At 61.3% G+C, this 26,293-nt stretch carries 22 protein-coding genes; 16 read left to right on the top strand and 6 right to left on the bottom strand.

From position 1 onward, the window contains the following. Positions 1-8 precede the first annotated feature (8 nt). Positions 9-1,004 carry a tripartite tricarboxylate transporter substrate binding protein gene (locus B9Z48_RS13330; protein WP_108379009.1) on the bottom strand — a complete coding sequence of 332 codons (996 nt, stop codon included), beginning with the start codon at positions 1,002-1,004 and terminating at the stop codon, positions 9-11. Positions 1,005-1,234: 230 nt separating this feature from the next. Between B9Z48_RS13330 and B9Z48_RS13320 the strand changes: the two genes are divergently transcribed. The 10 genes from B9Z48_RS13320 to B9Z48_RS13275 all read left to right on the top strand — a co-directional run bounded on the left by B9Z48_RS13320 (position 1,235) and on the right by B9Z48_RS13275 (position 13,156). Then, complete coding sequence (locus B9Z48_RS13320; RefSeq protein ID WP_108379005.1) at positions 1,235-2,227, top strand: PQQ-dependent catabolism-associated beta-propeller protein; 993 nt, start codon at positions 1,235-1,237, stop codon at positions 2,225-2,227. Next, the gene (locus tag B9Z48_RS13315; protein ID WP_233261123.1) at positions 2,224-3,489 is read left to right on the top strand and encodes a branched-chain amino acid ABC transporter substrate-binding protein; all 1,266 of its coding nucleotides are present in this window, start codon (positions 2,224-2,226) and stop codon (positions 3,487-3,489) included. Before B9Z48_RS13320 ends, B9Z48_RS13315 begins: the two co-directional genes overlap by 4 nt. After that, positions 3,471-4,322, top strand: a complete 852-nt coding sequence (locus B9Z48_RS13310) for an ABC transporter permease (protein ID WP_108379001.1) — start codon at positions 3,471-3,473, stop codon at positions 4,320-4,322. Before B9Z48_RS13315 ends, B9Z48_RS13310 begins: the two co-directional genes overlap by 19 nt. Positions 4,323-4,340: 18 nt before the next feature. Then, the gene (locus tag B9Z48_RS13305; protein ID WP_089952065.1) at positions 4,341-5,141 is read left to right on the top strand and encodes a quinoprotein dehydrogenase-associated SoxYZ-like carrier; all 801 of its coding nucleotides are present in this window, start codon (positions 4,341-4,343) and stop codon (positions 5,139-5,141) included. Beyond that, complete coding sequence (locus tag B9Z48_RS13300) at positions 5,138-6,121, top strand: quinoprotein relay system zinc metallohydrolase 1 (RefSeq protein ID WP_089952063.1); 984 nt, start codon at positions 5,138-5,140, stop codon at positions 6,119-6,121. Before B9Z48_RS13305 ends, B9Z48_RS13300 begins: the two co-directional genes overlap by 4 nt. Before the next feature lie 233 nt (positions 6,122-6,354). Further along, positions 6,355-8,073: a PQQ-dependent methanol/ethanol family dehydrogenase gene (locus B9Z48_RS13295; RefSeq protein WP_304438322.1), complete on the top strand. Its 1,719-nt coding sequence runs from the start codon at positions 6,355-6,357 to the stop codon at positions 8,071-8,073. A gap of 144 nt (positions 8,074-8,217) precedes the next feature. Beyond that, positions 8,218-8,538, top strand: a complete 321-nt coding sequence (locus B9Z48_RS13290) for a hypothetical protein (RefSeq protein ID WP_146186284.1) — start codon at positions 8,218-8,220, stop codon at positions 8,536-8,538. Positions 8,539-8,627: 89 nt separating this feature from the next. Continuing rightward, entirely contained in the window at positions 8,628-9,947 is a 1,320-nt protein-coding gene (locus B9Z48_RS13285) for a sensor histidine kinase (protein WP_158273266.1), read from the top strand. Continuing rightward, entirely contained in the window at positions 9,944-10,582 is a 639-nt protein-coding gene (locus tag B9Z48_RS13280) for a response regulator transcription factor (RefSeq protein WP_233261122.1), read from the top strand. Before B9Z48_RS13285 ends, B9Z48_RS13280 begins: the two co-directional genes overlap by 4 nt. Positions 10,583-10,972: 390 nt before the next feature. Next, entirely contained in the window at positions 10,973-13,156 is a 2,184-nt protein-coding gene (locus tag B9Z48_RS13275) for a TonB-dependent receptor (protein WP_158273265.1), read from the top strand. A gap of 318 nt (positions 13,157-13,474) precedes the next feature. Here B9Z48_RS13275 and B9Z48_RS13270 read toward each other — a convergent pair whose 3' ends face one another. The 4 genes from B9Z48_RS13270 to B9Z48_RS13255 are packed head-to-tail and all read right to left on the bottom strand — an operon-like array spanning position 13,475 to position 16,096. Beyond that, a complete protein-coding gene (locus B9Z48_RS13270) occupies positions 13,475-14,173 on the bottom strand; it encodes a hypothetical protein (RefSeq protein WP_146186283.1) in 699 nt (232 codons plus the stop codon). 5 nt (positions 14,174-14,178) lie between these two features. Beyond that, a complete protein-coding gene (locus tag B9Z48_RS13265; RefSeq protein ID WP_228769033.1) occupies positions 14,179-14,703 on the bottom strand; it encodes a hypothetical protein in 525 nt (174 codons plus the stop codon). A gap of 23 nt (positions 14,704-14,726) precedes the next feature. Then, positions 14,727-15,338 (bottom strand): hypothetical protein, encoded by a 612-nt coding sequence (locus B9Z48_RS13260; protein ID WP_089952047.1) that lies wholly within the window; start codon positions 15,336-15,338, stop codon positions 14,727-14,729. Then, on the bottom strand, positions 15,335-16,096 hold the full coding sequence (locus B9Z48_RS13255; protein WP_228769032.1) for a hypothetical protein: 762 nt from the start codon (positions 16,094-16,096) through the stop codon (positions 15,335-15,337). Before B9Z48_RS13255 ends, B9Z48_RS13260 begins: the two co-directional genes overlap by 4 nt. A 229-nt stretch (positions 16,097-16,325) precedes the next feature. Here B9Z48_RS13255 and B9Z48_RS13250 point away from each other — a divergent pair, with 229 nt between their 5' ends. Beyond that, a complete protein-coding gene (locus tag B9Z48_RS13250) occupies positions 16,326-17,579 on the top strand; it encodes an MBL fold metallo-hydrolase (RefSeq protein WP_368664955.1) in 1,254 nt (417 codons plus the stop codon). On the opposite strand, the gene B9Z48_RS13245 is transcribed toward B9Z48_RS13250, so the two are convergent. Next, positions 17,556-19,841 (bottom strand): sigma-54-dependent Fis family transcriptional regulator, encoded by a 2,286-nt coding sequence (locus tag B9Z48_RS13245; protein WP_233261126.1) that lies wholly within the window; start codon positions 19,839-19,841, stop codon positions 17,556-17,558. The genes B9Z48_RS13250 and B9Z48_RS13245 overlap by 24 nt on opposite strands. Before the next feature lie 437 nt (positions 19,842-20,278). Between B9Z48_RS13245 and pedF the strand changes: the two genes are divergently transcribed. The 5 genes from pedF (at position 20,279) to B9Z48_RS13220 (ending at position 26,190) form a co-directional block, all read left to right on the top strand. Further along, positions 20,279-20,710, top strand: a complete 432-nt coding sequence (gene pedF / locus B9Z48_RS13240; protein WP_228769059.1) for a cytochrome c-550 PedF — start codon at positions 20,279-20,281, stop codon at positions 20,708-20,710. A 173-nt stretch (positions 20,711-20,883) separates the two neighbouring features. After that, positions 20,884-21,786 carry an ABC transporter substrate-binding protein gene (locus tag B9Z48_RS13235; protein ID WP_158273264.1) on the top strand — a complete coding sequence of 301 codons (903 nt, stop codon included), beginning with the start codon at positions 20,884-20,886 and terminating at the stop codon, positions 21,784-21,786. 347 nt (positions 21,787-22,133) lie between these two features. Then, on the top strand, positions 22,134-23,405 hold the full coding sequence (locus B9Z48_RS13230; protein WP_199233524.1) for a sorbosone dehydrogenase family protein: 1,272 nt from the start codon (positions 22,134-22,136) through the stop codon (positions 23,403-23,405). A 67-nt stretch (positions 23,406-23,472) separates the two neighbouring features. Then, positions 23,473-23,817 carry a cytochrome c gene (locus B9Z48_RS13225; protein ID WP_199233522.1) on the top strand — a complete coding sequence of 115 codons (345 nt, stop codon included), beginning with the start codon at positions 23,473-23,475 and terminating at the stop codon, positions 23,815-23,817. A gap of 183 nt (positions 23,818-24,000) precedes the next feature. Further along, complete coding sequence (locus tag B9Z48_RS13220) at positions 24,001-26,190, top strand: TonB-dependent receptor (RefSeq protein ID WP_233261121.1); 2,190 nt, start codon at positions 24,001-24,003, stop codon at positions 26,188-26,190. Positions 26,191-26,293 lie beyond the last annotated feature (103 nt).

Below are 26,293 nucleotides of genomic sequence, written 5' to 3'. Positions count from 1 at the left end.
CGAACGGGTCATTCGGCCAGCAGTTTCATGCGTTGCAGCAACTGGCGTTCCCGCGCCGCGATTTGCAGCAGGGTTTGTTTGTAGCTGGGGCTGTCCAGGTAGGCGGCGTCTTGGTCATAGCGTTGCAATTCGTGGAGGTGGCGCGGTGTGAACATCGCCGCCCGAAACGCATCATGCAAGGTTTTGACAATGGCCGCCGGGGTGCCCGAGGGGGCCACCAAGCCCCAGGGCGAGTGGTAGACCGATTGCGCAAACCCCAGCTCTTTCATGGTGGGCACGGCTGGCCAGCGGTTGCTGCGTTTGTCGCTGAACACCGCCAAAAGGCGCAGTTTGCCTTGTTCGACCCATGGCGCAAAACCTGTGGAGTTGACCCCGGCCATGATGTTGCCGCTGGCCAAGGCCAGCATTTGGTCGGTGGTGCCTTTGAAAGGAATGTGGGTGTAGGCAATTTGCTGCGCCCCCAGCAGTTCTTCCATGGCCAGGTGCGGTGTCGATCCCATGCCGGTGGAGCCCAGCATCAGGGCTGTGGGGTTTTGGCGTGCCCAGTCCAGCAGGTCTTGCACCTTGTGCCATGGGCTGCTGGTGGGCACCAACAAGCCAAAAGTGGTGCTGGACACCTGCAAGATGGGGCTCAAGTCGGTCAAGGGGTCCCAAGGCACTTTGTTCATGAGCGCGTGGCGCAACACCGGCAAGGGCAGTTGGCCAATGGTGTAGCCATCGGGCAAGGCCGCTTTGAGCAAGGGGGCCACCATGGTGCCCGCTGCACCGGGCCGGTTGATGACCACGATGGTTTGGCCCAGGCGATAGCTCGCTTCTTCGGCCAGGATGCGAATGCTCAGGTCCGTGCCGCCACCCGCAGGCCAGGGCACGATGAGTTGAATGGGTTTTTGGGGCCAGGCTTGCGGCGTGCTGGCTTGGGCCAAAGGGGCTCCAGCCATGCTGGCTGCACTCAGCAGCCAATGGCGTCGGGTCCAGGTGGGAGGCGCAAAAAAACCATGTGTCATGTGCCGATTTAAGCAAATTGCACGCCAAGAGTTCGCTGGCTTTGACCTGAAGCCCAAAGCCAGCATGGGGTGAAAGGGGCGGTGGTCGCGGTCCGCGCACAAGCAGGGTTCAGCTTTTGGTGTCCATTTTTGTCAGCCCGTGCAGGCACAGCTCTTGCAAAATAGGGGCTGCAAATGCGCAGTGTGTCAAAACGGAACACCTGCATCCCCCCCAAAACAGGAGACACCTCATGAAACCATCTCGCACCCCGATTGCACGCGGTCTGACGGCCTGCACCTTGGCCGTGGCACTGGCCTGGTCTTGGGCGGGCCAAGCCCTTGCCCAAAGCGTTTATGTGTCCTCGGAAAAAGACAACAAAGTGCTGGTGTTCGACGCCGCGGGCAAGCTGCAGTCCAAGATCGATGTGTGCAAACGCCCGCGCCACATGATGTTCAGCAAAGACCAGACCAAAATTTATGTCTGCTGCGGCGACAGCAACCAGCTGGGTGTGGTGGACCGCGCCAGCGGCAAGATGGTCGATACCGTGCCCTTGGGCGACAGCCCTGAAATTTTTGACCTGAGCCCGGATGGCAAAGTGGCCTATGTCTCGATTGAAGACGACAGCGTGCTCGCCGCCTATGACCTGAGCACCAAAAAACAGCTCTTCGAAGTCAAAACCGGGGGAGAGCCCGAGGGGGTGATGCTTTCTCGCGATGGCAAATTCGCCTACGTCACCTCGGAAGAAGCCAACGTGGTCCATCTGATTGACCTGAGCAGCAAAAAAATCGTCAAAGACATCAAAGTCGGCAACCGTCCACGGCGCTTTGCCGCCTCGCCCGATGGCAGCGAAATCTGGGTCAGCAATGAGCTGAGCGCGAATGTGTCGGTGATCGACGCCAAGACCCACACCGTCAAGGGCACCGTGGCTTTTGAGATCAAAGGCATGCGCGCCAGCGACATCACCCCGGTGGGCGTGCTCATGACCCGCGACGGCAAGACCGCCTGGGTCAGTTTGGGCAAAGCCAACCATGTGGCGGAGGTCGATGTGGCCACGCGCAAAGTGCGCCGCACCGTTCTGGCGGGCAAGCGGGCCTGGGGCCTGGCCCTGAGCCCAGATGAAAAACAGTTGTATGTGACCAATGGCTTGTCCGATGACATGACCTTGGTGGACACCCAAGCGGGCAAAGCCATCCGCACCGTGGCGGTGGGCCGCGTGCCCCACACCCCGCTGGTGAGCCCATGACGCCCTGCCCCGATGGCCCCAGCGGGGCCTGCACAAGCCAGGCGCGAGCACGTTTGGCCCCAGGGTTTTTGCAGCCCATGCTGGCTGCAAAGGCGTTGACGGCACTGGGTCTGCTGGCCGTGGGGCTGAGCGCAGCACCCGTGGTGCAGGCGGCCAACCACACGGTGGCCTTGGTGTCTTTGGACGATGACGCGCGTTACCAAAGTCGCCGTTTGGAGCGCCGTTTTCCGGGTCATCCTGCCGGGCGCTTGCTGCCAGCGGCGCAGTTGGGGGCCAGCGATGCCGAAGTCGGTTTGCGCGCAGCCGGGCACTCGCTCAAAGTGATCGAAGCCACGGCGGGCAGTGCCGCCGATCTGGGCAAGGTCTTGCAACAACTCAAAACCGACCGCGTGGCTTATTGGGTGCTGGATTTGCCCGAAGCCCAGTTTGCCCAAGCCGTGCAAGCCGCAGGCAGCAGTGCCTTGTTGTTCAACGCCAGCGCTGGTGCCGATGCGCTGCGGGGCAGCCAGTGCGCGGCCATGTTGTTTCACAGCTACCCCAGTCAGGCCATGTTCAGCGATGCGCTGGCCCAGTATCTGGCTGCGCGTTCTTGGCGCAACGCGCTGGTGCTGCAAGGCCCCGAAGCCGCCGACCAGTTGCAAGGCCAGGCTTGGCAGCGGGCGGCCAAACGCTATGGCATCAAAACGGTGGACACCAAGGCCTTCAAGCTCTCGGGCGATCCGCGAGAACGCGATTTGTCCAACACCCGCTTGCTCACCAACGACCGCAACCACGATGTGGTGGCGGTGATGGACGCCGATGGCGAGTTTGCCCGCACGCTGCCCTACGCCACGCAGCAGCCCCGCCCGGTGGTGGGGGCCAACGGTTTGGTGGCCTTGGCCTGGCACACCCAGTGGGAACGCAACGGCGGCCCGCAGGTCAACCGACGCTTTGCGCGCCTGGCCCAGCGGCCCATGGTCGGCCAAGACTGGGCTGCCTGGGTGGCCGTCAAGTCCATCGCAGCCCTGGTCAGCGATCACAGCAAAGCCGCCTTGCCCGAACAAGCCCGTTTGCTGCGCAGCGGTCAGGTGTTTGTGGACGGGGCCAAAGGGCCACGCCTGTCTTACCGCGCTTGGGACGGGCAGTTGCGCCAGCCCCTGTTTTTGAGCCATGTGGATGGCGTGGCGGGCACTGCGCCGTTGGACGGCGTGTTGCACCCGATTGAAGTGATGGACACCCTGGGTGTCGATGAAAAAGAAAGCCCATGCAAAGCCAAACCTTGAACGTGCAGCCCCCGCAAAGCCCACCCGGCAAAGGCCTGCATTTGCTGCGGGCCTTGCGGGCCGTGGTCGGGCGCGAGATCCACAAGTTTTTGCGCCAGCCCGCACGTCTGGCCTCGGCCCTGGTGCGGCCGCTGCTGTGGTTTGTGGTGTTTGCCACGGGTTTTCAGAACGTGTTTGGCGTGTCCATCATCCCGCCGTATGAGACCTACATCGAATACAAGGTCTACATGCTGCCGGGCCTGCTGGGCATGATCGCACTGTTCAACGGCATGCAAAGTTCACTGTCCTTGGTCTATGACCGCGAGATGGGGCTCATGCGTTTGCTGCTCACGGCGCCCCTGAACCGCGCCTGGTTGCTGGCCTTCAAGCTGCTGGCGGGCACCAGTTTGTCGGTGCTGCAAATGGTGGTTTTTTTGGGCGTGGCCTGGGTGTTGGGGGTGGACGTGGTCCCCATGCACGCCTTGCTGGCGCTGCCGGCCATGGTGCTGGCCGCCGTGCTCATGGCCGCGATGGGTTTGGTGCTGTCGGTCTATGTGCGGCAGCTGGAAAATTTTGCCGGTGCCATGAACTTCGTGATTTTTCCGATGTTCTTCATCAGCTCGGCCCTTTACCCCTTGTGGAAGTTTGAAGAAGCCGGGGCCGTGTGGCTTTACCAATTGGCGCTGTTCAACCCCTTCACACAGGCGGTGGAGATGATGCGCTTTGCCCTGCAAGGGCAAACCTACGCCACCGGCTGGCTGGTGGGCGTGCTGGGCACGCTGTTCTTTTTTGCGTTGGCGGTGCGTGGCTATGACCCGCAGCGTGGCGCGATGCGCCAACGCGGCGCGGCTTGAAAAAACCCTGGAGCTGAGATGCACACACTTTTGACGCGCCGTCGCGCCCTGGCTGGTTTGGGTGCGTCGCTGACCGCCACCGCCTGGGCTCAGTCAGCAGACCCCACCGGGGGAGACCCCTTGGGCTCCATGCAGTGGCCGGTGGTGATCAAAAAGTACATCGGCACTGCGCCTTGGCGCTTCACCGACGAGGTGGTGGTCAAAGGCCCCGAGTTCGCCGAAGACGCCATGAACGTGCCGGTGTTCGTCGATGCGCGGGCACTGGCGCGCTCAGCCGGGCCGATTGACCGGATTCGGCTGGTGGCTGACCGCAACCCGATCCAGCACATTCTGGACTTTGAACCCCTGGACAGCTGGCCGGTGTTGGCATTTCGCTTTCGCATGGAGCAAGGCTCACCCGTGCGGGCCTTGGTGCGCACACGCGATGGGCGCTGGCATGTGGGCCAGACCTGGGTGAATGCGTCGGGCGGTGGCTGCACCGTGCCGGGCATCACGCGGGCCGACGGCTCCTGGAGCCGCACGCTGGGCCAGGTGCAGGCGCGGGTCTTTCGCAACGTGCTCGAAGGCGGCACGCGCTTGCGCCTGCGCGTCATGCACCCCATGGACACGGGTTTGGTGGCGGGTATCCCGAGCTTTCACATCGAACACCTGGAGTTGCGCGACCCGCAAGACCAAGCCGTTTGGCGGCTGGCTTTGCACGAACCGGTGTCTGAAAACCCGCTGCTGACGCTGGAGCTGGGCGACACTTTGCGGGGGCCGTGGCAGCTGAGCGGGCGCGACAACAACGGCAACCGCATCCAGGCGCAGGTGAAAGCATGAGGGCGGCCCAGCTGCGCCGGGCCTGTGTGGGGCTGTTGGCCTGCCTGAGCGCTCAGGTCTGGGCAGTCGATGCGGCCCGGCTCGATTACCAATTGCAGCCCCGGCAAATTGCCCCGGACACCTGGGTGATCGAGGGGGCGGTCGAAGACTTCAGCCGCGCCAATGGCTGCAACATCATCAACACCGGCTTTGTCAGCACGGCGGCGGGCACGCTGGTGCTCAACACCGGGCCTTCGCGCCTGTATGGCGAACAGCAAAAGGCGGCACTTGAGCGGGTGAAGGCGCAGCCGGTCAAGCAGGTGGTCAGCCTCAATTTGCACCCTGATTATTTTTTGGGCAACCAAGCCTGGGGCGATGTGCCCACCGCCGCCTTGCCCGGCAGCCGAGCCGGCATGCAGGCCGAGGGCAAGGCCTACGAAGACAATCTGTACCGCCTGTGTGGCGACTGGATGCGGGGCACCGAGTTTCGGCCCTCGCGCCAAGACATTCAGCCCGGGCGCTTCGATTGGGGCGGTCACGCCATGGAATGGGTGCGCTTGCAAGGCCACACCGATGATGATTTGGTGCTGATTGACCACAGCACCGGTGTGCTGTTTGCCGGGGGGCTGGTGTTTGCCGAGCGTGTGCCCACGCTGCCGCACGCCCATTTGCCCCGCTGGATCGCCAGCTTGCAGCGCATCCGCGAATGGATCACTCAGGGCCGCGTCAAAACCGTGGTGCCCAGCCACGGCCCGGTGCACACCGGCACCCACGGCGTGGACCAGACCCTGGACTGGCTGCAGTGGTTGCACGCGCGCATGCAGACCAGCGCCGCGCAAGGGCTGGACCTGTCAGAGGTGTTGCGCCTGCCCATTCCTGAGCGTTTTGCCCGGTGGGCAGCCTTGCGGGCCGAGTACGCACGCAACCTGACCACGCTGTACCCGCGCTATGAGACTGAACAGTTTTCAATGCAGACTGCTCCGACTGCACATTCAAAGTGATCCAAAACTGAACATTCAGGTGTGCCCAAGCTGTCCAGCGGTCGGTGGGGGCACATTGAATCCCGTGATTTCTAAGGGTTATTCCGGACATTTTGGGGGTGAACGGGGTGTTCTGAGGGTGGCACGGTAATTGCCAAAGAACACCACGGCACATGCCAGCCCAGTCTGATGGATTGGCAAGTCGTTCATTTTCTTCAACGCTCTGACCCCTTCTTTCAACAGGAGACACCACTGTGAAACTCAAACTTTTAAGCTTGCTCGTCATGATGGCCGCCGCACAAGCGGGCGCCCAAGTCACCAACGACATGATCACCAAGGACGCCGCTACGACCAACGACGTTTTGTCCTCGGGTCTGGGCACACACGGTCAGCGTTATTCGCCGCTCACCGATGTGAACGCCAAGAGCATCAGCAAACTGGTGCCCGTGTGGTCCATGTCATTCGGCGGTGAAAAGCAGCGCGGTCAGCAATCGCAACCCCTGGTCCATGGCGGCAAGATGTTCGTCACGGCCTCTTACTCGCGCATCTTTGCGGTCGACGCCAAGACCGGCAAAAAGCTCTGGAAGTACGAGCACCGCCTGCCCGAAGGCATCATGCCTTGCTGCGACGTGATCAACCGTGGCGCAGCCTTGTTTGACAACCTGGTCATCTTCGGCACCCTGGACGCCCAATTGGTGGCCCTGGACCAAAACACCGGCAAAGTGGTGTGGCGCGAGAAGATCGACGACTACTCTGCAGGCTACAGCTACACCGCTGCGCCCTTGATTGCCGATGGCTTGCTCTTGACTGGCGTGTCGGGTGGTGAATTCGGTGTGGTGGGTCGTGTGGAAGCGCGTGACCCCAAGACCGGCAAGATGGTCTGGTCCCGTCCTGTGGTTGAAGGCCACATGGGTTACAAAGATGGCAAGGAAAACGGCATCACCGGTACGACCAACGCCACTTGGCCAGGCGACACCTGGAAGACCGGCGGTGCATCCACCTGGATGGGCGGCACTTTCAACGCCAAAACCGGCTTGGCCTATTTCGGCACCGGCAACCCCGGCCCTTGGAACAGCCACCTGCGCAAGGGTGACAACCTGTACTCCACTTCTACCGTGGCCATTGACGTCAAGTCCGGCCAGATCAAGTGGCACTACCAGAACACCCCCAACGACGGCTGGGACTATGACGGCACCAACGAGTTTGTGCTGTTCGACATGGACGGCAAACTCATGGGCGGCAAAGCCGACCGCAACGGTTACTTCTATGTGAACGACGCCACCACCGGCAAACTGGAAAATGCCTTCCCGTTTGTCACCAAAACCACCTGGGCCAATGGCATTGACTTGAAGACAGGTCGTCCCAACTTTGTGCCTGAAAACCGTCCTGGCGACCCCACTGGCGCAGGTGGCGATGGTCAAAAAGGCAAAGCCGTTTTTGCAGCCCCAGGTTTCCTGGGCGGCAAAAACCAGATGCCCATGGCCTACAGCCCCAAGACCAAATTGTTCTATGTGCCTTCCAACGAATGGGGCATGGAAATCTGGAACGAGCCCGTCACCTACAAAAAAGGCGCGGCTTACCTGGGCGCTGGTTTCACCATCAAGCCTTTGTACGACGATTACATCGGCTCGCTGCGTGCTGTGAACCCCAAGACCGGCAAGATCGAGTGGGAAGTCAAGAACGAAGCGCCTCTGTGGGGCGGTGTGTTGGTGGCTGGTGACTTGGTGTTCTGGGGCACGCCTGAAGGCTACCTGAAGGCCGCTGACGCCAAGACCGGCAAAGTGGTGTGGCAGTTCCAGACCGGTTCTGGCATCGTGGCGCCTCCCATCACCTGGAAAGAAGGCAACGACCAGTACGTGTCCGTGGTCTCTGGCTGGGGTGGTGCGGTTCCGCTGTGGGGCGGTGAAGTGGCCAAGAAGGTCAACTTCCTCGAACAAGGCGGGTCTGTCTGGACCTTCAAGATGATGAAGTAAACCCCAGGCGCTGGCCCTGAAAACCTCCTCGGCCTCCGGGCCGAGGAGTAAGACTGACCGGCCCCGGTCTTGGAGACCCGGGCCAAGTGGGTCATCGGGGCGGGCATGGGCGCATTTTTTTTGCCCAAATTTCAAGATACCCCCATGAAGACTTCACTCCACCTCATGGCCTTGGCCATTGGCATCGGCGCTGCAGGCTTGGCCCAGGCCAGCGATGCTGAGGCCTTGCTCAAAGACAGCGGCTGCTTGTCATGCCACGCCAAAGCCGAAAAAATTGTGGGCCCCGCATTTTTGGCCATTGCCGACAAATACCGGGGCGACAAAGATGCTGTGGCCTCCTTGGTGCAATCCATTCAAAACGGATCCAAAGGCAAATGGGGCCGCATTCCCATGCCCGGGCACAGCAGCATCAGCCAAGATGACCTGAAAACCATGGCGCGACACGTTCTGGCCACCAAACCCTGATTCATCGGTCGGCACAAGCCACACATGGCGTGGCCTGTGCCCCGAACTTTCCGAAGATGTCCGCGAAGGTTCCTGAACCCACCCATGCCATGGATTTACGCCGCACGCTGCTTGCCCGGTTGACCCTGGCCTTTGCCGTCTTGTTGCTCCTGTTTGGGCTGGTGTGGCTCAAAGACTTGCGTGAAGACGCGCTGGCCGAACAACAAGCCACCGTGCACCTGATCGAGTTCTTGCTGGCTTCGCCCGATGACGACGCCCCCGCCCGTCTGGCAGCGGCGCTGACCCCCGGGCAGTTTCGCCACGTCAAGCTGGACATGTCAGCGCCAGAGGCCATGAGTCCCGGGACGCCAGCTCAGCCCCGGGACTTACTGACTTGGCTGGGTTTGTCCATGGAAGGCGCACAGGCGCACCGCATCCGTGTCGGCACGCAAGACCTGTGGATCAGCCCCGACCCCGACAGCGAGTTTCGCGAAAAACTCTCCACCTCCGTGCAAGTGCTCATCATGCTGGTGCTGTTTTGTGGCATTTGCCTGGGCCTGACCTGGTTTGCGGTGGACCATGCCCTGTCCCCGGTCAAAGAACTCAATGCCGGACTGGTGCGCCTGGCGGCGGGCCAAGAGCGTGCCCAATTGCCCGGCTTTGCCTTGCGCGAATTTGCGGCCATTGCCCAGGTGGTGGACCAGCTGGCCGACAGCTTGAGCCGAGCCCGCGAAAGCCAGCGCCGCCTCACACGCCAGCTGATGGAAGTGCAAGACAAAGAGCGCCGCGAACTGGCCGCCGAGCTGCACGACGAATTTGGCCAATCGCTCACCGCCATCAGCGCCACAGCGGCCTACATCGAGCACCACGCCCACCATGCCGAGGCGGCCACCCTGACCGACTGCGCCCGTGAAATCGGCAGCGAATCGCGCCGCATCTCAGGCCATGTGCGGCAAATGCTCACCCAATTGCGCCCCTATGGCCTGGAAGACAGCGGCATGCGCGAAGCCCTGCGCGAACTGGTGGCCGCCTGGCAGGCCCGTTTGCCCGATTTGCAGATCAAGGTCCACATCGGCCCACTGCCCGCCGTCTCGGCCGAAGTGGGGTTGGCCCTTTACCGCTGCTTGCAAGAAGCCTTGACCAACTGCGTGCGCCACAGCGGTGCCCAGCACATCGAAGTCACTGTGGGCGTGCTGACGCCAGAACACAGCACTGCGCCAGGGGATGAACCGGTCAGGCGCATCGGATTGACCGTGTCGGACAACGGCACAGGCCAGGCCCAGGTTTTGCAGCGCCAACCGGGCGGCGGCTTGCTGGGCCTGCGTGAACGGCTGGCCATGGTGGGTGGGCATTTGCACATTTCAGATCGGCCAGGCGGGGGCGTGGTGCTGAGTGCCACGCTGCCTGTGCAAGACAAGGAGACGTTGTGAGCATTCAGGTCATGATCGTGGACGACCACGCGGTGGTGCGTACCGGCTACAGGCGCTTGATCGACGCCGAGCCCGACTTGCGTGTGGTGGCCGATGTGGCCACCGGCGACGAGGCCTGCGCCGCATTGCGCGACACCGCCATCGACGTGGTGGTCATGGATTTGTCACTGCGCGAAGGCAGCGGCCTGGAGGCCATCAAACGCCTGCTCGAGCGCCAGCCTCATTTGCGCGTGCTGGTCTTCAGCATGCACGAGGCTGTGGGCTACGTCACCCAAGCCTTGCGCAATGGGGCCTTGGGCTACATCACCAAAAATTCAGAACCCCTGGAGATGATCGCCGCCATCCGCAAAGTGGCACAGGGCCAGCGGGTGTTTTCAGCCGACGTGGCCCATGCCCTGGCCTGCCAGGCCGCCGAAGGCAGCGACGTGCTGGACAACCTGACCCCCCGGGAGTTCGACATCCTGCGCCTGTTCACGGGCGGTCAGGCGCCGGTGCAAGTGGGTGAACAACTGCACCTGAGCGGCAAAACCGTGCTGAACCACCTGTCCAACATTCGACGCAAACTCGAGGTCAATTCCGAATTGGAGCTGCTGCTGCTGGCCGCCCGCAACGGCTTGGTGAAACTCGATGCGTAAGCCGCACCCGCAAACCCCAAGCTTGCACCTTCGGTAGGTCGGCACTCGAAGAGTCCGACGTGTGCGCGCATCAGCACAGGACCCATGTCGGGGCTGAAGCCGCCGACCTACAAATACCCCGTAGGTCGGTACTCGAAGAGTCCGACGTGTGTGCGCATCAGCACAGGACCCATGTCGGGGCTGAAGCCGCCGACCTACCGGATACATCCCCCGCAACTCGGGGCTTCAGCGCCGACAGGCCTTCCGCCTGCAGGTGATGCGCGGGAAATTTTCCCGACCTGTTCGGGCGAGTTTCCCGGGTGTTTTGCAGGGCAGGTGGCTAAGCTCCATGCATCTCAACGGGGTCAGAGCCAAAGAGAAGCCTTCGAGACACATTCCATGAAAAAAACCATGAGCACACGACACCCTCACACCTTGGTTGCCACCGCTGTTTTGTCACTGTTCGCCACCTGTGCAGCGGCCCAAAACGCTGCACCGACCAACAGCACGTCCGAAGTGGTGGTCAAAAGCACCAGCATTTTGCCCAGCAGCATTGAAAACCTCCCCGGTTCTTATTCGGTCCTGACCCAGGCGCAAATTGAGGCGCGTGCACCGTTTTCCATCGTCGAGACCATCCGTGAAATTCCGGGTTTGCATGTGGTGGCCGAGGATGTGGCGGGCACGCACCTGAACATCGGCATGCGCGGCCTCAACCCCCGCCGCAGCTCGCGCACTTTGCTGCTCGAAGACGGTGCACCTACGGTGTTTTTTGCGCCTTATGCTGACCCATCCTCACACTACAGCACGCCTTTGGAACGCGTCGAGCGCGTGGAGGTGTTGAAAGGCTCAGGCCAAGTCCTGTTTGGCCCACAAACCATGGGTGGCATGATCAACTTTGTCACCCGGCCCGTGCCCACGCAGGGGGCCACTGGCTCGGTGAAAGTCACGGCCGGGCAGCAAGCGTACCAAGGTGCCCACTTCAATCTGGGCACCGGCACCGAAAACGGTGGCGTGATGCTGGATGTGCTGAAAAAACGGGGCGATGGCATTCGCGCAGAGCACCACTTTGATGTGCAGGATGTGGCCCTCAAAGCGCAGTTCAAAATCAACAACGAGCAACGCCTCTCGGGCAAGTTCTCGGCCTTCAAGGAAAACTCGCTGTTCAGTGAAACCGGCTTGACGGCGGCCGAATACATGGCATCGCGCTACAAGGGCAGCTTTGACCAAGCCGAAGACGCCATGGAACGCTTCACCATGGACCGCCAAACAGCGCAACTGGTGCACGAATGGGACCTGAACAAAAACACCAAGCTCAGCACGCAGTTTTACTATTCCAAAACAGACCGCCAATCGCACCGATCCAGAGAGTTTGAGTACGACGATGTCGACAACGCCTTTGGCATGGGCCGGGGCGAATACGCCATACGGCCACGGCAGTACGAATTTTTTGGCATTGAGCCCAAGCTGGAAATCAAGCACAACGCTTTTGGCTTGAAAAACCAGACCATCCTGGGCTTTCGATACCACTCGGAAAATGTGGACCGCAAGAAACTGGTCGGAGACAGTTTCAACGAGGTCAATGCCGCAGACGAACGCCTGACAGCCAAAATCAAGGCCATTTCTTACTACGCGCAAAGCACCTTCATCGCGGGCGATTGGACCATCACACCCGGTCTTCGCCTGGAAGATGTGACCTCCCGTAAAAACCTCTACAGCTCGGCCACAGGGGCCGCTTTTGATACCCTGGAAAGCAGCTTGACCACCAGCAAGCTGCAAGCTTTGCCCGGCTTGGGCTGGACCTGGAACGGTCTGAATGGCACCACGGTGTTTGGCGGCATCCATCGCGGCTTTGCACCCCCTCGGCCAGACCGCGACATTGACAACAACACACTGCAAAAGGTGACGCCTGAGTTGTCAACCACCACCGAGCTGGGCGTGCGCACGGGCTTGCTCAAGAGCGGCCACCTGGAGGCCACGGTGTTCAACATGGACATCAGCGACATCGTCGTGCAGTCCGGCGGGATTTTCAGGAACGAAGGTCGGGCGCAGCACACCGGCTTTGAACTCAGCGGCAAGCTCAATCTGGGGGAACTCACGGGGCAGAAAAACCACTACTTTGCCAGCCTGGCCTATACCCATTTGATGACGGCCAAATTCAAGGACAGCGGCCAGGTGGGCGGCGAGGGTGAGGATGGCTACGGCGCTTACCAGGCAGGCAACCGCTTGCCTTATGCCCCCAAGCACGCATTGGCCATGAACCTGTCTTACGAAGGTCCGCAGGGGCTGCAGGCCCGCGTGGGGGTCACTTACATCAGCCGACAATTTGCCAACACCGACAACTACCGGGGCACCTCTGCTGAAGGCTATTGCGCAGACGTCGATGGCGCCAGTCAAGCCGACTGCGGCTTGTTTGGCGAGATTCCGTACTTGACCCTGTACAACGCCTCCATCTCGTATGCGCCCAAGGGCCAGAAAGTGAGCTACTTCCTGAGTGGTGAGAACCTGGCCAACAAAAAGTACTTTGCCTCTCGCGCCAATGGCCTGCAAGCCGGTCGGGGCCGCATGGTGGTGGCGGGGCTGCGTTACGCGTTTTGATCGGTGATGTCGTGCCCATGAAGGTGCAAACCGACATGGGCCCGACATGGGGCATATGCCGGAGCGGACAAGCGTCGGACTCTTCGAGTGCCGACCTACGGGCGGTATGTGTAGGTCGGCGGCTTCAGCCCCGACATGGGGCCTATGCCGGAGCGGACAAGCGTCGGACTCTTCGAGTGCCGACCTACGGGCGGTGTTTGTAGGTCGGCGGCTTCAGCCCCGACATGGGGCCTGTGCCGAAGCGGACAAACGTCGGACTCTTCGAGTACCGACCTACTGGGCTGCATTCGTAGGTCGGTGGTCGCAGACCCCGACGGTTCAGCGCACCCGCTCCGCCGTCAAGCTGCCCCCGATCAAAAACCCCGCCAGCACTTTTTCTTCGCGGGTGAATTTGACCAGGCCCTGGCCTTGGCAGTACCACTCGTGGCTGGTCAGGGGCACGTCGGTGAAGCCGTTCACGGGGTCGGTGTAGAGGTTCAAAAAGGCTTCGCCCTTGACGTGCAGGCAGGGCGAGAGCACCTCGCCGGAGCGCAGTTTGACCTCCTCTTTGACGGACACGATGCGCCACGTCATGGTGGTTTTGTGGGTGTATTTGAGTTCGCGGGGGTATTCGTTTTTGCGCATCAGCAAATAGGGCACGGTGGGGTTGGTCCACTCAGTGTCTACCTGATACGGTGCTTTGAGCACCCACATGGGCGATTCGTCCGCTAGCGGTTCGCGGTCCATGTCGGTTTGGTGCGCCACGCGGCGCACGCCTTTTTCATTGGCCTCTAAAAAGTAGGCCACGCCTTGTGAATGGTGGCGCTGCATATAGCTTTTGCCTTGCCAGTCCACAGGGCCGCGTGTGCGCAAAGTCCAGACCTCGTCCTCGCGGGCAGATTCTGGGTTGTAGCGCACTTCGTAGCGGGTCACGTCACCAGCGCGCAGCGGAAACCAGACCGGCCCCGCATCCGGCGAACAGGCCGACAGACCCAGCACACCCAGCAGTGATGCGGCACCCAAGGACAGAGTTTTCATGGCGTTCATTTTTCGGGCAGCTGCGCACGGGGCAGGTCGCTGAGTTTGATTTGCACCTTGTCGTCGTTGGCTGGGCGCAACCAGGGCAGGCCGCCCTGGCCTCGGCGCGGCTCGGTGGTGCCGATCTGGGTGTTGCCGTCGCGGGCTTTTTTGATGCCGTCGCCCAGGATGCGGTGCAGGTCTTTTTCGTAGGGCAGGCGGTGCACGCGGGGCAGATCCAGCGCTTCGTGGTCTTTGATTTCATTGACCCAGATGTAGATCGCGCCGGGGTGGTGGCGTGCCGGGCTGGGCTCGTCAAACACGGCCGACAGCAGCACAAAGCGCGGTGGCAAGGCGTCGTCGGCCGGCCAGCCCGCAATGCCGCGCAGCACTTGGTGGTGGAACAGAAAAAAGCCGCTGACCACCACGACCATGACCGCCTTGAGCAGCCAGTGCCAACGGGTGGCCAGGCACAGGCACAGCAGCAAAAAGGCCAGCAAGGCGTAGGCAATGGCCAGCCAGAGCAGTTCGGTGGTGGTGGTAGGGATCATGTGGGTTTTTCAGGGAGGGGTGTTCAGATGCCCGAGCGCATCACGATGGGTTTGGGGGCCGTGCTCACGTCCAGCACCTGGCCCTTGTCGTCAATCGAAAAGCGCACCAGGGTGCGTTCTTCGCCTTTGGCGCCGATTTGCTGGGTGCCGGTGAAGACGATTTCGGCCTGGGGGTTGATCTTGACCACGGTCACGGTGGCGTCCACGGGCAGCTGGTTGCGGCTTTCGTAATAGTGGGCGTTGACCACGTATTCGCCCGCCACCAGGCCGCGCAGGGTGACGATTTCTTGCCGGGCGGCGCTGGTCACGGTTTTGCCGTTGACCACCACCGAGTTGTTTTTGTCGCCCCGGTCGTCACGGTCCAGGTGCAGCATGCCCACGTCGCGCTGGCGAAACCACAGCAGCTTGCCGCCGGGCTCCATCACCCAGGTGTCCAGGTCGTTGGGGTTTTCGTCGGGCCAGGACACGGTGATCATGAACTCGGCCTTGGCGGGCACGTCACCGGCTTTTTTGGCCTGCGGGTTGAAGGACAGCAGCGCGATCACAAAGCAAAAGACGAAGGCGATCAACATGTTGAACAACATGTCGTAAAACGGGTCCGTCTCGGTGTCGCGGGTGCTGCGGCCAATGCTCATTCGGCGGCCCCGTTGCCTGCAGGCTGCATGGCCTGCGCCTCGCCCAGCGTCAAAATCTCGGCCACCAGGCCGTCGGCAAAGCGGTCAATGCGCATGAGCTGCAGGCCCAGCAAAATGTTGGCCGCCAGCCCGGTGATGGTGGTCAAGAGCGCAATGCCCAGCCCGCCCGTCAGGCTCTTGAGCATTTGCGCCGATTGCTGCGGGTCAAAGCCGTCCATGCGGCCCAGCTCCAGGGCCAACACCGAAAAACCAATCACCTTGCCCAGCAAGCCCAGCTTGAGCTGGATGCCGTTGAGCCACCAGGCCATCTCTTGCGGGCCGTGCGCCCGGTCGCTCAGCACCTGCAGCAAGATGCTTTTGTCGGTGTGCGCATGGCCACGCGCTTGCAGGTAGTCGTGCGCCCAGCTGGTTGGTTCGGCATTGGCCATGGCCCCACCGCTTTGCAGCGCCTGCCATTGCAAACCCAGCGCCCAGCAGCGCATGCCCGCCCAGACCGAGCAGCCGATGAACAGCAGCACGATGACGATGGTCAGGCCCGTAGGGTCGGCCTGCACCAGGCGGTGCCACAGGCCGTGTTGCCACATCACCGCAGCGCCAAACACCAGTAAGCCCATGAAGGCCAGCCACAGCAGGAACAGGCCTTGCGGCGCTTGCTCCAGCGACAGGCTGGGGCGGCCCACCACCGGTAAGCGCTTGACCAGCAGGGCACCCCACATGCGTTGGTGCCATCGACTGGCCGAAGGGGCAAGAGCATTCATGCGGGGGTTCACTCCAAAAAATAAACGGGCTGGCATGGCAAGTGCTGCATGTGCGACCATCTCGGTCTCCACCGATCAGGTCGTTCAAACCATTGCCCCTTCTTTGTCACAGAGCAACAAAAGTGCCACCCATTCTGATCAAATTTCACCTCAAGATCCGACACACGGGCGACCCGGGGGCCTGGACTTGTTCCAATATGGAGCAAGTGAGGGGGCGGGCTTGACACAAGTGTTGCGCGTGCGCTGGGCCCAGCTTCGCTGGATCGTGGGGTGCAGCTTGACCCTGTTGGCCTGGCCCACTGGGGCTGCGCCATGCACCGCCCCGCCCGCGCTGGCTTGGCAGACGGTGTTGCCTGGAGTGGCGGTGGTGCATGGGCAGTGGCATGCGGTCACGCCCGATGGACGCTCGCACGCGGCCACCACGGTGGTACTGGGGCAAAACGCCGATGTGACGGTCATCGACCCCGGGCCGACTTATGGCGTTGGGCAGGCCTTGCAAAAAGACCTGAAATGCCGCCACCCCGCGTCGTCGGTCACGCGGCTGATCAACACCCATGCGCATGCCGAGCAAGTGCTGGCCAATGCGGCCTGGGTGCCTGAGGCATCGGCCGATGTCCCCCAAGTCGAAGCCGCAAAGCGCCGAGCTGCTCCGGGTGTGCCCATGGGTGCGAGCGTGGGGGTGGTTGTGGCCGCCACTCTCGGCACCCAGCAAGCCATGCGCCAGCGCTGCCCCGATTGCCTGGCGGCCTTGCAGCACGATTTGGGCGAACAGGCCTCGCGCGGCACGCGCATCGTGTTGCCCACCCAGGTGCTGCATGACGGGCAACGGGTGCAGGCTGGCGGCCGAAGCTGGCAGGTGCACGACATGCCCCATGCCCACACCGAAAGCGATTTGGTGCTGTGGTCGGCCCAAGAGGGCATTGTGTTGGCCGGGGGGCTGGTCGATGGCGATGTGCTGCCCGTGTTGGCCCAAGGCAGCGTGCGGGGTTGGCTGCATGCGTTGGACCGCATGCGCGCCTGGCAGCCGCAGTGGCTGGTGGGGCAGCACCTGGTGCGCGGCCCGGGGCAAGTGCAGGCGGCCTTGCAGCGTCAACAGCACTACCTGTGCAGTCTGGTGCGTTACGCCTGGCAGGGCCTGGAGCGGGGCTGGTCAGAGGCCGAGGCGGTGCAGCAAGTGCCTTGGCCTGCGGCTTGGCAGGCTGGTGCGGTGCCCGAACAATCACGGCCGCATAAGGTGCGGCCAGACCGTTCGCCTCTTCAGAAGGCGGCAGAACTGCCAGTCAACGGTCAGCGCAGAGGCGGCCTTTTAGAGACCGAACAGCAGGATAAGGCCCAAGAGGCTTGGACAACGCAGCAGCGCCAGCAACATGTGTTCAACCAACTCCGCGCCTGGCGTGAGGTGGAACTCAGCTGGCTGGAGCAAGCCGAGCGCCCCAGCCCTTGGGCAAGCTGGTGTGCCTTAACCCCAGACGTCGGCCGGTAACTGCTCTTTTTTGCGGTAGATGGTGTTGCGCGACACCCCCAAGAGCTTGGCCGCCGCTGACACATTGCCCTGACATTGGCGCAGTGCATCGGTCATGGCTTGCAGGGCCACGTCTTGCAGGCGTGCGGCGCTGGTGGCTGGTGCGGCGAAAGGGTTCGCGGCGGCGTTCGCGGAAGCTGCGGCAGCCATGGGGTGCTCTGTGGCGGGGGCTTGTGCCACCCACACCGGTGTTGCATGGGCACCGCCTGCAAGGCCCGAGGGCGTCGAAGCCGTGCTGCCGCTGACGGCCGCGCCGGGTGCGAAAAAGCCACGCGGGTGGGCCGATTGCAGCGCCTGCACATCGGCCAAGGGGGGCGCGGCGCAGCCTGCTGCGTGGGGCATGCCCAGCGCGGCCTCTTCGCAAGGCAATGGGTCGGGCGTGCTGGTGTGGGTGAACTGCTGAACTTCGTCCAAAAAGTCATCGGGCAGGTGTTCCACCTCAATTTGGCCGCTGTGGCCCACCATGACCACGGCGGTGCGCAAGAGGTTGTGCAGCTGGCGGAAGTTGCCAGGCCAGCGGTACTGCTTGAACATCGCCATGACGCCGGGCGACACGCTGATGTGCTGTTCGGGCGTGCACAGGTTGAACAAAATCTTGTTGGCCACCACTTCAAAGTCCGAGCGTTCGCGCAAGGCGGGCAAGCGCACCACCAGGCCGTTCAGGCGGTAGTACAGGTCTTCGCGGAACTGGCCCTGGGCGATCAGGGTTTTGAGGTTTTTGTTGGTGGCGCAAATGAGCATCACGTCCACCTCGTATTCCTTGCCCGAGCCCAGCGGTGTGACCCGGCGCTCTTGCAGCACACGCAGCAAACGCGCCTGCAGCTGGGTGGGCATGTCGCCGATTTCGTCCAGAAACAGCGTGCCGCCGTGCGCCATCTGGATCTTGCCGGGGGCGCCACGCCGTTTGGCACCGGTGAACGCGCCTTCTTCGTAGCCAAAGAGTTCGGACTCGATCAGGGTTTCAGGAATGGAGGCGCAGTTGATCGACACAAAGGGCCGCCGTGCCCGTGCCGAGTCGTTGTGGATGGCCTGCGCCAGGATGTCTTTGCCGGTGCCGGTTTCACCCAGGATCATGATCGGGATGTCGCTGCCCTGCACCCGCTGCAGCTTGTGCAGCACGGCGGCCACTTGCGGGTCGCCGGTGTTCAGGTAGCGCAAGCTCGACAAGCTGGCGCGGCCGGCCGCAGCGGCGGTGGTGGCACGCGTGGCCGGGCTGGGGTTGGGGGGCTGCAAGTTTTCCGCTTGCGGATTGGGGTTGCTCTGGGGTGAAGGCTGTGCAGAAAACGCCTCTTGCATGCTGCTGAACCAGTGGCTGGTTTTCAGGCGGGCTTGGCAAAACACCTGCACGCCGTTGTGCATGCACAGGTTCACCGGCTGCCCGGCGGCATGGCGCAGGCGGTCATGAAACTGCGAGATCGGCTGGTTGAACAGTGACGAGAAGGTATGCGCCTGCATGGCATTGACCGACAGTCCGAGCTGAAACTGGGCGCTGCGGTTGGCCGACAAAAAACGTCCGTCCAGCGTGAAGACGATGATGCCTTCGACCAAAGTGCTCAGGAATTCAGGGCGGCTATGAAAGTGAATCCGCATGGCGTCGGGAAACACATTGGCAAACATGTGGTTTTCGATCATTTGCGCCGACATGCGCACCAGCGCCATGGTGTGCTGGTGGTAGCTGCGCTGATCGCCCGTCACGTCCAATGCGCCCATGACCTTGCCGTAGGGGTCAAAGATGGGGGTGCACGAGCAGGTCAGGAACTGGTTGGCTTGCAAAAAGTGGTCGTTCCCATGCACGACCATGGCTTGGCCCTCGGTCAGGGCGGTGCCAATCGCGTTGGTGCCTTTGCTTTGTTCGGACCATTCCACGCCGGGCATCAGGGCCACGCGGGAGGCTTTTTCCAGAAAATCGGCATCGCCCAGCGAGTGCAGGATCAGCCCGTTGCTCGACGTCAGCAGCACCATGCTGTGCGTGTTGGCAATTTGCTCGTACAGGGTTTCCATGACGGGGCTGGCGTGCTGGTACAGCAGGCGGTTTTCATCACGGGCGTTGGCAATGGCCGGGGCTTGCAGCTGTGAGAAGTCGGGTTTTTCCGAAGCCTGGAGCCCGAAAGAATGGCTGCGCCCGTGCGATTGCAGGATCGCGCTGCGGTGGTGGTCACTGTCCAGCGCATACAGGCCTTGGCCATGGGCCACGGTCGCCGCGCGTGCAGGCATGCTGAGCATGGTGTCTCCTAGGGGATCTATCACCGCCCAGGTGGCGCTGTAGACCTCGTCTAATTCTTGTAGGTTGGCCGAGTCTGTGGATTCGGTCGGAATGCCATGGTCAGGCCTGAAGCTTTCATTTTCTTGACGCAAGACAGCTCCCAGGGATCAAAGTGTGTCGTTTTTGGACACATGCAAAACTTCGGCCAAGGGTGAGAGCCATGAAATCCAGCGGGAGACAGGGCTGAATCTTGAAAACTGTCACCATTTGCAACACACCCTGTGACAAGTGACCCCGCGCTTGTGCCATTCGTGACTGCAGGGGGGCGCTGTGGCGGGTAAAAACATGGCACGCAATTTGCCAAGTCAGGGCATCCTCTTCAACTTTACGAGTTCATTCCATGAAAATCAGCTCTTTGCGCCTTTCTTGCCTGCGAAACATCTTTCTGGCTTCGGCCATGACCGTGCTGGGGGCCGCTGCGTGGGCCCATGGCGATGTGACCCCCCAAGCGGTGGACACCAAAACCCTGCCCCAACTGGGCAGCAAATGGTTGCCCAGCAACCCGTACAGCACAGGTCCCGCTGCCAAAGAGGCCTTGCGCATTGGCACCTCGGCCTACAACCAGAACTGCGCACGATGCCACGGGCTGGAAGCCATTTCGGGCGGCATTGCCCCTGACTTGCGCAAAATGGATGCCGATTGCACCGGCATGGCCGATGCGCAAAAGAAAAGCGCCTGCCTGGCAGAAATGGACGAGTTTTATGTGGCCACCGTGCGCCGTGGCCGCACCCGCGATGGCCGCGTCTACATGCCCCCCTTTGAGGCGACTTTGAGCCAGGAAGCCATCTGGGCCATCCGCACTTATCTGGAAACGCGCCGCGAAAAATAAGCCATCAGGCCGTTCAGGCTGTAGGTCGGTGGCTTTAGCCCCGACAGAACGCCGAAGCCGAAGCCAGCGATGTCGAACCTAAGGTGCCGACCTGCACCCCTGAAGACGCGCTGCGCCCCATGGCTTGCAACCTTGATTCCCCCATTCCAAACCCACTCATTTCAGGAGACACCATGAACACCCCTTTGCAGCGCAGTCCCGAAGACGCAGGTTTGTCGCGTCGCCAATGGCTGACCGGAGCCGCGGCGGCCTGCCTGGGTGGCGGCCTGGTTGCAGCGCCGGCGCAAGCGCAAGAGCTGTTTGACCTCGACAAAGTGCGGGCCAGCGGCATCCTCAAGGTGGCTTTGTACAAAGACAACGCGCCTTATTCGGACGGCAAGGGGCAAGACATGGAGGGCGTTGATGTGGCGCTGGCGCAGGCTTTGGCCGCCGAAATGGGCCTCAAGCTCAGCCTGTTGCCCTTTGATGCCGGCGAAAAAATGAACGATGACCTGCGCAACATGGTGTGGCGTGGCCACTACCTGGGCTATGGCCCGGCCGATGTGATGCTGCATGTGCCGGTGGACAAATTCCTCATGGTGGACAACCGCCAAGCCCTGATTTTTGCGCCTTATTCACGCGAGGTGCTGGTGGTGTTTCACGCCCTGGACCGTTTGCCCTCGCTCCAGTCGGGCATGGACCTGCAAGACCTGCCCTTGGCCGCTGAGCGAGGCAGCGGTGCGGCCAGCACCTTGATTGGTTTCAGCGGTGGGCGTTTGCGCTCGCAGGTCAAGATGTTCAATTCCGGCATCGACGCCGCACACAGCGTGATCAAGGGTGAAGTCGCCGCCGCTTACGTGACCCGTGCCCAAGCCGAAACCGCTTTGCGCGCTTCGGGACGGCCCCCTGCAGGCTTTGGCCTGACCCAGTTGACCTTGCCAGGCTTGGCCGATAACGGCTGGCCCATCGGCATGGCGGTCAAATCCGGCAACAAGCAACTGGCGCTGGCGCTGGAAAGCGCCCTGCAAAAAGTCCGCGCCGACGGCCGCCTGTTGGCCATGTACCGCGACCGGGGCTTGACCCTGGTGGCACCTTGAAAGCTTGAGTTCATCGGCTGTTGACCCAGTGCCTGCCCCATTGGGCGAGAACCTGCCTTCGCTCACAGTGTGAGTCGCTTGGCTTGGTCAGACCTGGTGGGCAGCGCATCTCAGGGTTTGTGCGTCGCAATGCTTGTCAGTCTCGGATGAGACAAAAATTTCATACATTTTTTTTAGAAAAGGTCAAATTTTTTTCATCTCATAAATGGGTTTTGGAAGGGTTTTTACCAAGGTTGAGTGCGAGTCTTTGGCCTAAATTGGAGCGTGCCAAGTTCCTGCATTTGGGACTTTTCAAATGGCGTCAACCGATCGATTCCAAAGATCAATAACAGGAGATGAACGTGAAAATGACCCGACTCAGTGCTGCTTTGCTCGCAGCCGCCCTGTCCACTGGGGTGCATGCCCAGTCCGGCAAGGACAATCTCAACACGATGAAGCAGATGAAGGTCGCCACGACCGATCTGAACATCCCCGTGGTGCCGCAAACCGGCCGCAATGCCGACGCGATCCGCAACAACCTGAAAAAGATCAAGATGCCCGATGGCTTCAAGATCGAGTTGTTTGCCGTGGTGCCCGATGCGCGACACATGGCCGTCGCACCTTCGACCAACATGCTGTTTGTCGGTACCCGCAAAACCACTGTCTGGGCTGTCACGGACCGCAACAGCGATGGCGTTGCCGACGAAGTGAAGTCGTTTGCCCCTTCGCTCAATTTCAAGGTGCCCAACGGCGTGTGCTGGACCAAGGACGGTTTCCTGGTCGTGGCTGAACACAACCGTGTGCTGAACTTCCCGGCTGCCGAATTCTTCTACGAAGGCCCGGACGTTGCGGTCATTGAGGTGGTGCCACAGGGCAAGCTGATCCCGACCGAGCACGAGTCTTACAACCACGGTGCCCGCACCTGCCGCGTCGGTCCTGACGGCAAGTTGTACATCACGCTGGGTCAGCCGTTCAACGTGCAGCCCGCCGACAAGGTCGACGAGTTCAACCGCCTGGGCATTGGCGGCATCGTGCGCATGGACCCCTTCAGTGGCGGTGACCGCGAGGTCTTCAGCATTGGTGGTCGCAACTCAGTGGGCCAAGACTTCAACCCCAAAGACGGCACCTTGTGGTGGACCGACAACCAGACCGATGGTCTGGGCAACGACGTCCCACCCGGTGAGTTGAACCGCTCCACCAAGAAGGGCGAGCACTTTGGTTACCCCTACTGGAATGGCAAGTTCAAGGTGGCGGGTTCCGCTGCTGCGCCTGACCTGAAAGACATGAAGCCACCAGCCAACGCCGTGTTCCCCCAGATCGAATTCCCGGCGCACCAAGCGCAGCTGGGCATGACCTTCTACACAGGCAAGCAATTCCCGGCCAAGTACCGTGGTGGCATTTTTGTCGCTTCGCATGGTTCGTGGAACCGCAGCCCCGCCAGCGGTGCGCTCATCAACTTTGTCTCGCTCAAGGCTGACGGCACTGCCGACAAGTCCGAGGTGTTTGCCGAAGGCTGGTTGAGCCCAGAAACCGGCACCTACATCGGTCGTCCAGTCGATGTGGCCGTCATGAAAGATGGCTCCATGCTGATCTCTGACGACTACGTTGGTGCGATCTACCGCGTGACCTACGGCAACTGATGCCGTGACCCCTGAAGGCACCCGCAGTCTGCGGGTGCCTTTTTTTCAAAGAGCGAAAAGGTTGAAGATGTTTTCAGCAAAAGCAAGAATGTTTCAGGGGCTGGGTGTTGTGCTGGCCCTGTGCTTGGGTCTGGCTTTTCAGGCCCAGGCGGCCGATGCCAAAGCCGGACAGGTCAAGGCCGGCATGTGCGTGACCTGTCATGGTGCCTTGGGTTTGTCCAGCATGCCCAATGCGCCGCACTTGGCCGGACAACCGGCCATCTACATCGAAGAGCAACTCAAGCAATACCGCAGTGGCAAACGTGCCAATGAGGTCATGGCGGTCATGGCCAAGCCGTTGACCGACAAAGAAATTGAGAATCTGGCCGCTTGGTACGCCTCAATTCCGATCGAAGTCGGACAACCCCGCTGAGACGCAAAGGCAAGCGGGCATATTTCATGCATTCAATTTCGGCAAGTCTTGTCTGTCACAAAAGAGGACAAAAGCCATGGTGGCCCAGGCCACCCAGTTTGGAACACACCCTTTCGAGACCGCGCAATGGTAACATTGAGCGTCAACCCCACTGAACACTACACGATCATGAATGCAGTACACATGAACTATCCATCCCCCCGATCTGCGCAGCGGGCTTCTTCTCTCCAACTGGCCCCCGTGGCATGGGCCATTGCAATGTTGTGCGCTGCTGGCGCGCAAGCGCAATCGGTCCCTCCATCTGCCGCGCTGGCGGATGCGGGGGCTTTGTCGCCGATGGTCGTGACCGCAGAGCGAAGCGCTGGCGGTTTGTGGCGTGGGGCAGGTTCGGTCGATATGGTTGAAGGCGATGAGCTGCGCGACGGTCAAGCGCAAGTCAATCTGTCTGAAAGTTTGGGTCGTGTGCCCGGTTTGGTGATCCGCAATCGGCAAAACTACGCGCAAGACCTGCAAATATCGGTGCGCGGCTACGGCGCTCGCGCTACCTTTGGCGTGCGCGGCGTGCGCCTCTTTGTAGACGGCATTCCGGCCAGTGCGCCGGATGGCTCTGGCCAGGCAGCCAACTTTCCTTTGGGCAGCGCAGACCGTGTAGAAGTGGTGCGTGGCCCCATGGCAGCGCTCTACGGCGCATCTTCGGGCGGTGCCTTGTTGCTCTACACCGAAGACGGGCAACAGCCGTCGCAGTGGCGGACAGGTGTGGTCGCAGGGTCAGATGGTTTGTGGCGCGCCTCCACCCAAGTCACAGGCCAGACTGGCTCAGCGCAGGCCCCGGGATGGTCGTATGCGCTGGACGTGAGTGGCTTTGCCACCGATGGCACACGTCCTCAGTCCGCCGCCGACCGCAGTACAGCGAATATGAAACTCTCTCGCCCACACGACGGTGGGCGCACCGTGCTGGTGTTCAACCGGCACAGCAGTTTTGCGCTGGACCCGCAAGGTTTGGACCGCGCAGCGTTTGATGCCAACCCGGATCAAACCAATTCGGGCGCGCTGGATTACAACACTCGAAAAACAGTCTCGCAAACCCAATTGGGCTTGGCTTTCGAGCAAGCGTTGGGTCATGGTCACAAGCTGGAGCTGATGGCTTATGGCGGTCAACGCCAAGTGGTGCAGTTTCAATCCATCACGGCCGGGGCGCAGGCCGCACCAGGCAGTTCGGGGGCCGTGATTGATTTGGACCGTGACTATTGGGGTTGGAACGCCCGTTGGCGTCATGAACAAGACTGGCAAGGTGGTCGTTTGTCCGTCAGCGCGGGTGTCGCGTCAGACCACCAAAGCGACAGCCGTAAAGGCTATGAAAACTTTATGGGTGATGTTGTGGGTGTGCAGGGCAAACTCCGTCGTGACGAGATCAACCGCGCCCAGACACTCGATCCCTATGTCCAAACCGAATGGCGCACGCAAAACCTGACGCTCATGGGTGGCGTGCGCCAGACACGCACGGACTACAAATCCACCGACCTTTACATCGTGGGTAACAACAAAGACGACAGCGGAACCAAGGACTTCAAAGCCACTTTGCCGGTGGTGGGTGCGCGCTGGCAGTGGAGCCCCGCCGTGCAAGCTTTCGCCAGCATCGGCAAAGGCTATGAGATTCCCACGCTCAACGAAGTGGCCTACCGCAGTGGCGGCGTTTCGGGTTTCAACACCGAACTCAACGCTGCCCGCAGCACCAGCGCCGAGCTGGGCTTGCGCGGTCGCGCCGACAAGTTGCGCTGGAGTGCGACCGCATTTGACATCCGCACCGACGACGAGATCGTGGTTCAAAACAACACTGGCGGACGCACCACGTTCCAAAATGCTGGACGCACCTTGCGCCAAGGCTTGGAGCTGGCCGGTGAATGGCGCACGGGACCTGTGACGTTGACATCGGCCTACACCTGGATGCGGGCCAACTACAAAGACAGCTTCACGACATGCGTGGTGACTCTGTGCCCCAATGTGAACCAACCCGTGCAAGTGCCCGCAGGTAACCTGATTCCAGGCCTGCCCAAGCATCAGCTTTTTGTTCAGACCGCTTGGGACACAGGCTGGGCTGGCAGTCGTGTGACGCTGGAGGCGCGCCATGCAGGGCGGGTCATGGTCAATGACCTGAACGACGATGCGGCAGCTTCCCACACCTTGTTCAACTTGGGCGTGCAGTTCAAGCAAGAACACGGGGACTGGACACTGCGCGAGTTTGTCCGAGTGGATAACATCACCGATCAAAAACATGCGGGTTCGGTGATCGTCAACGATGGCAACAAACGCTTTTTCGAGCCAGGTCCAGGTCGCAAGTTGTTGTTGGGCTTGGAGGCTCAGCGCAGGTTCTGATTCATTTCCCTCTGCAACAGTCAAAGGCCCCTTTTCAGGGGCCTTTTTTTGACCTTGGCCTTTTGAGTGGTGAACGTTTTGAGGGGGTATACCTATGAAATCA

This window comes from Limnohabitans sp. WS1 (assembly GCF_003063265.1).
Taxonomy (GTDB): domain Bacteria; phylum Pseudomonadota; class Gammaproteobacteria; order Burkholderiales; family Burkholderiaceae_C; genus Limnohabitans_A.
Note: the sequence above shows the minus strand (reverse complement) of the source record. Positions and strands in the feature narration are given on the sequence as shown.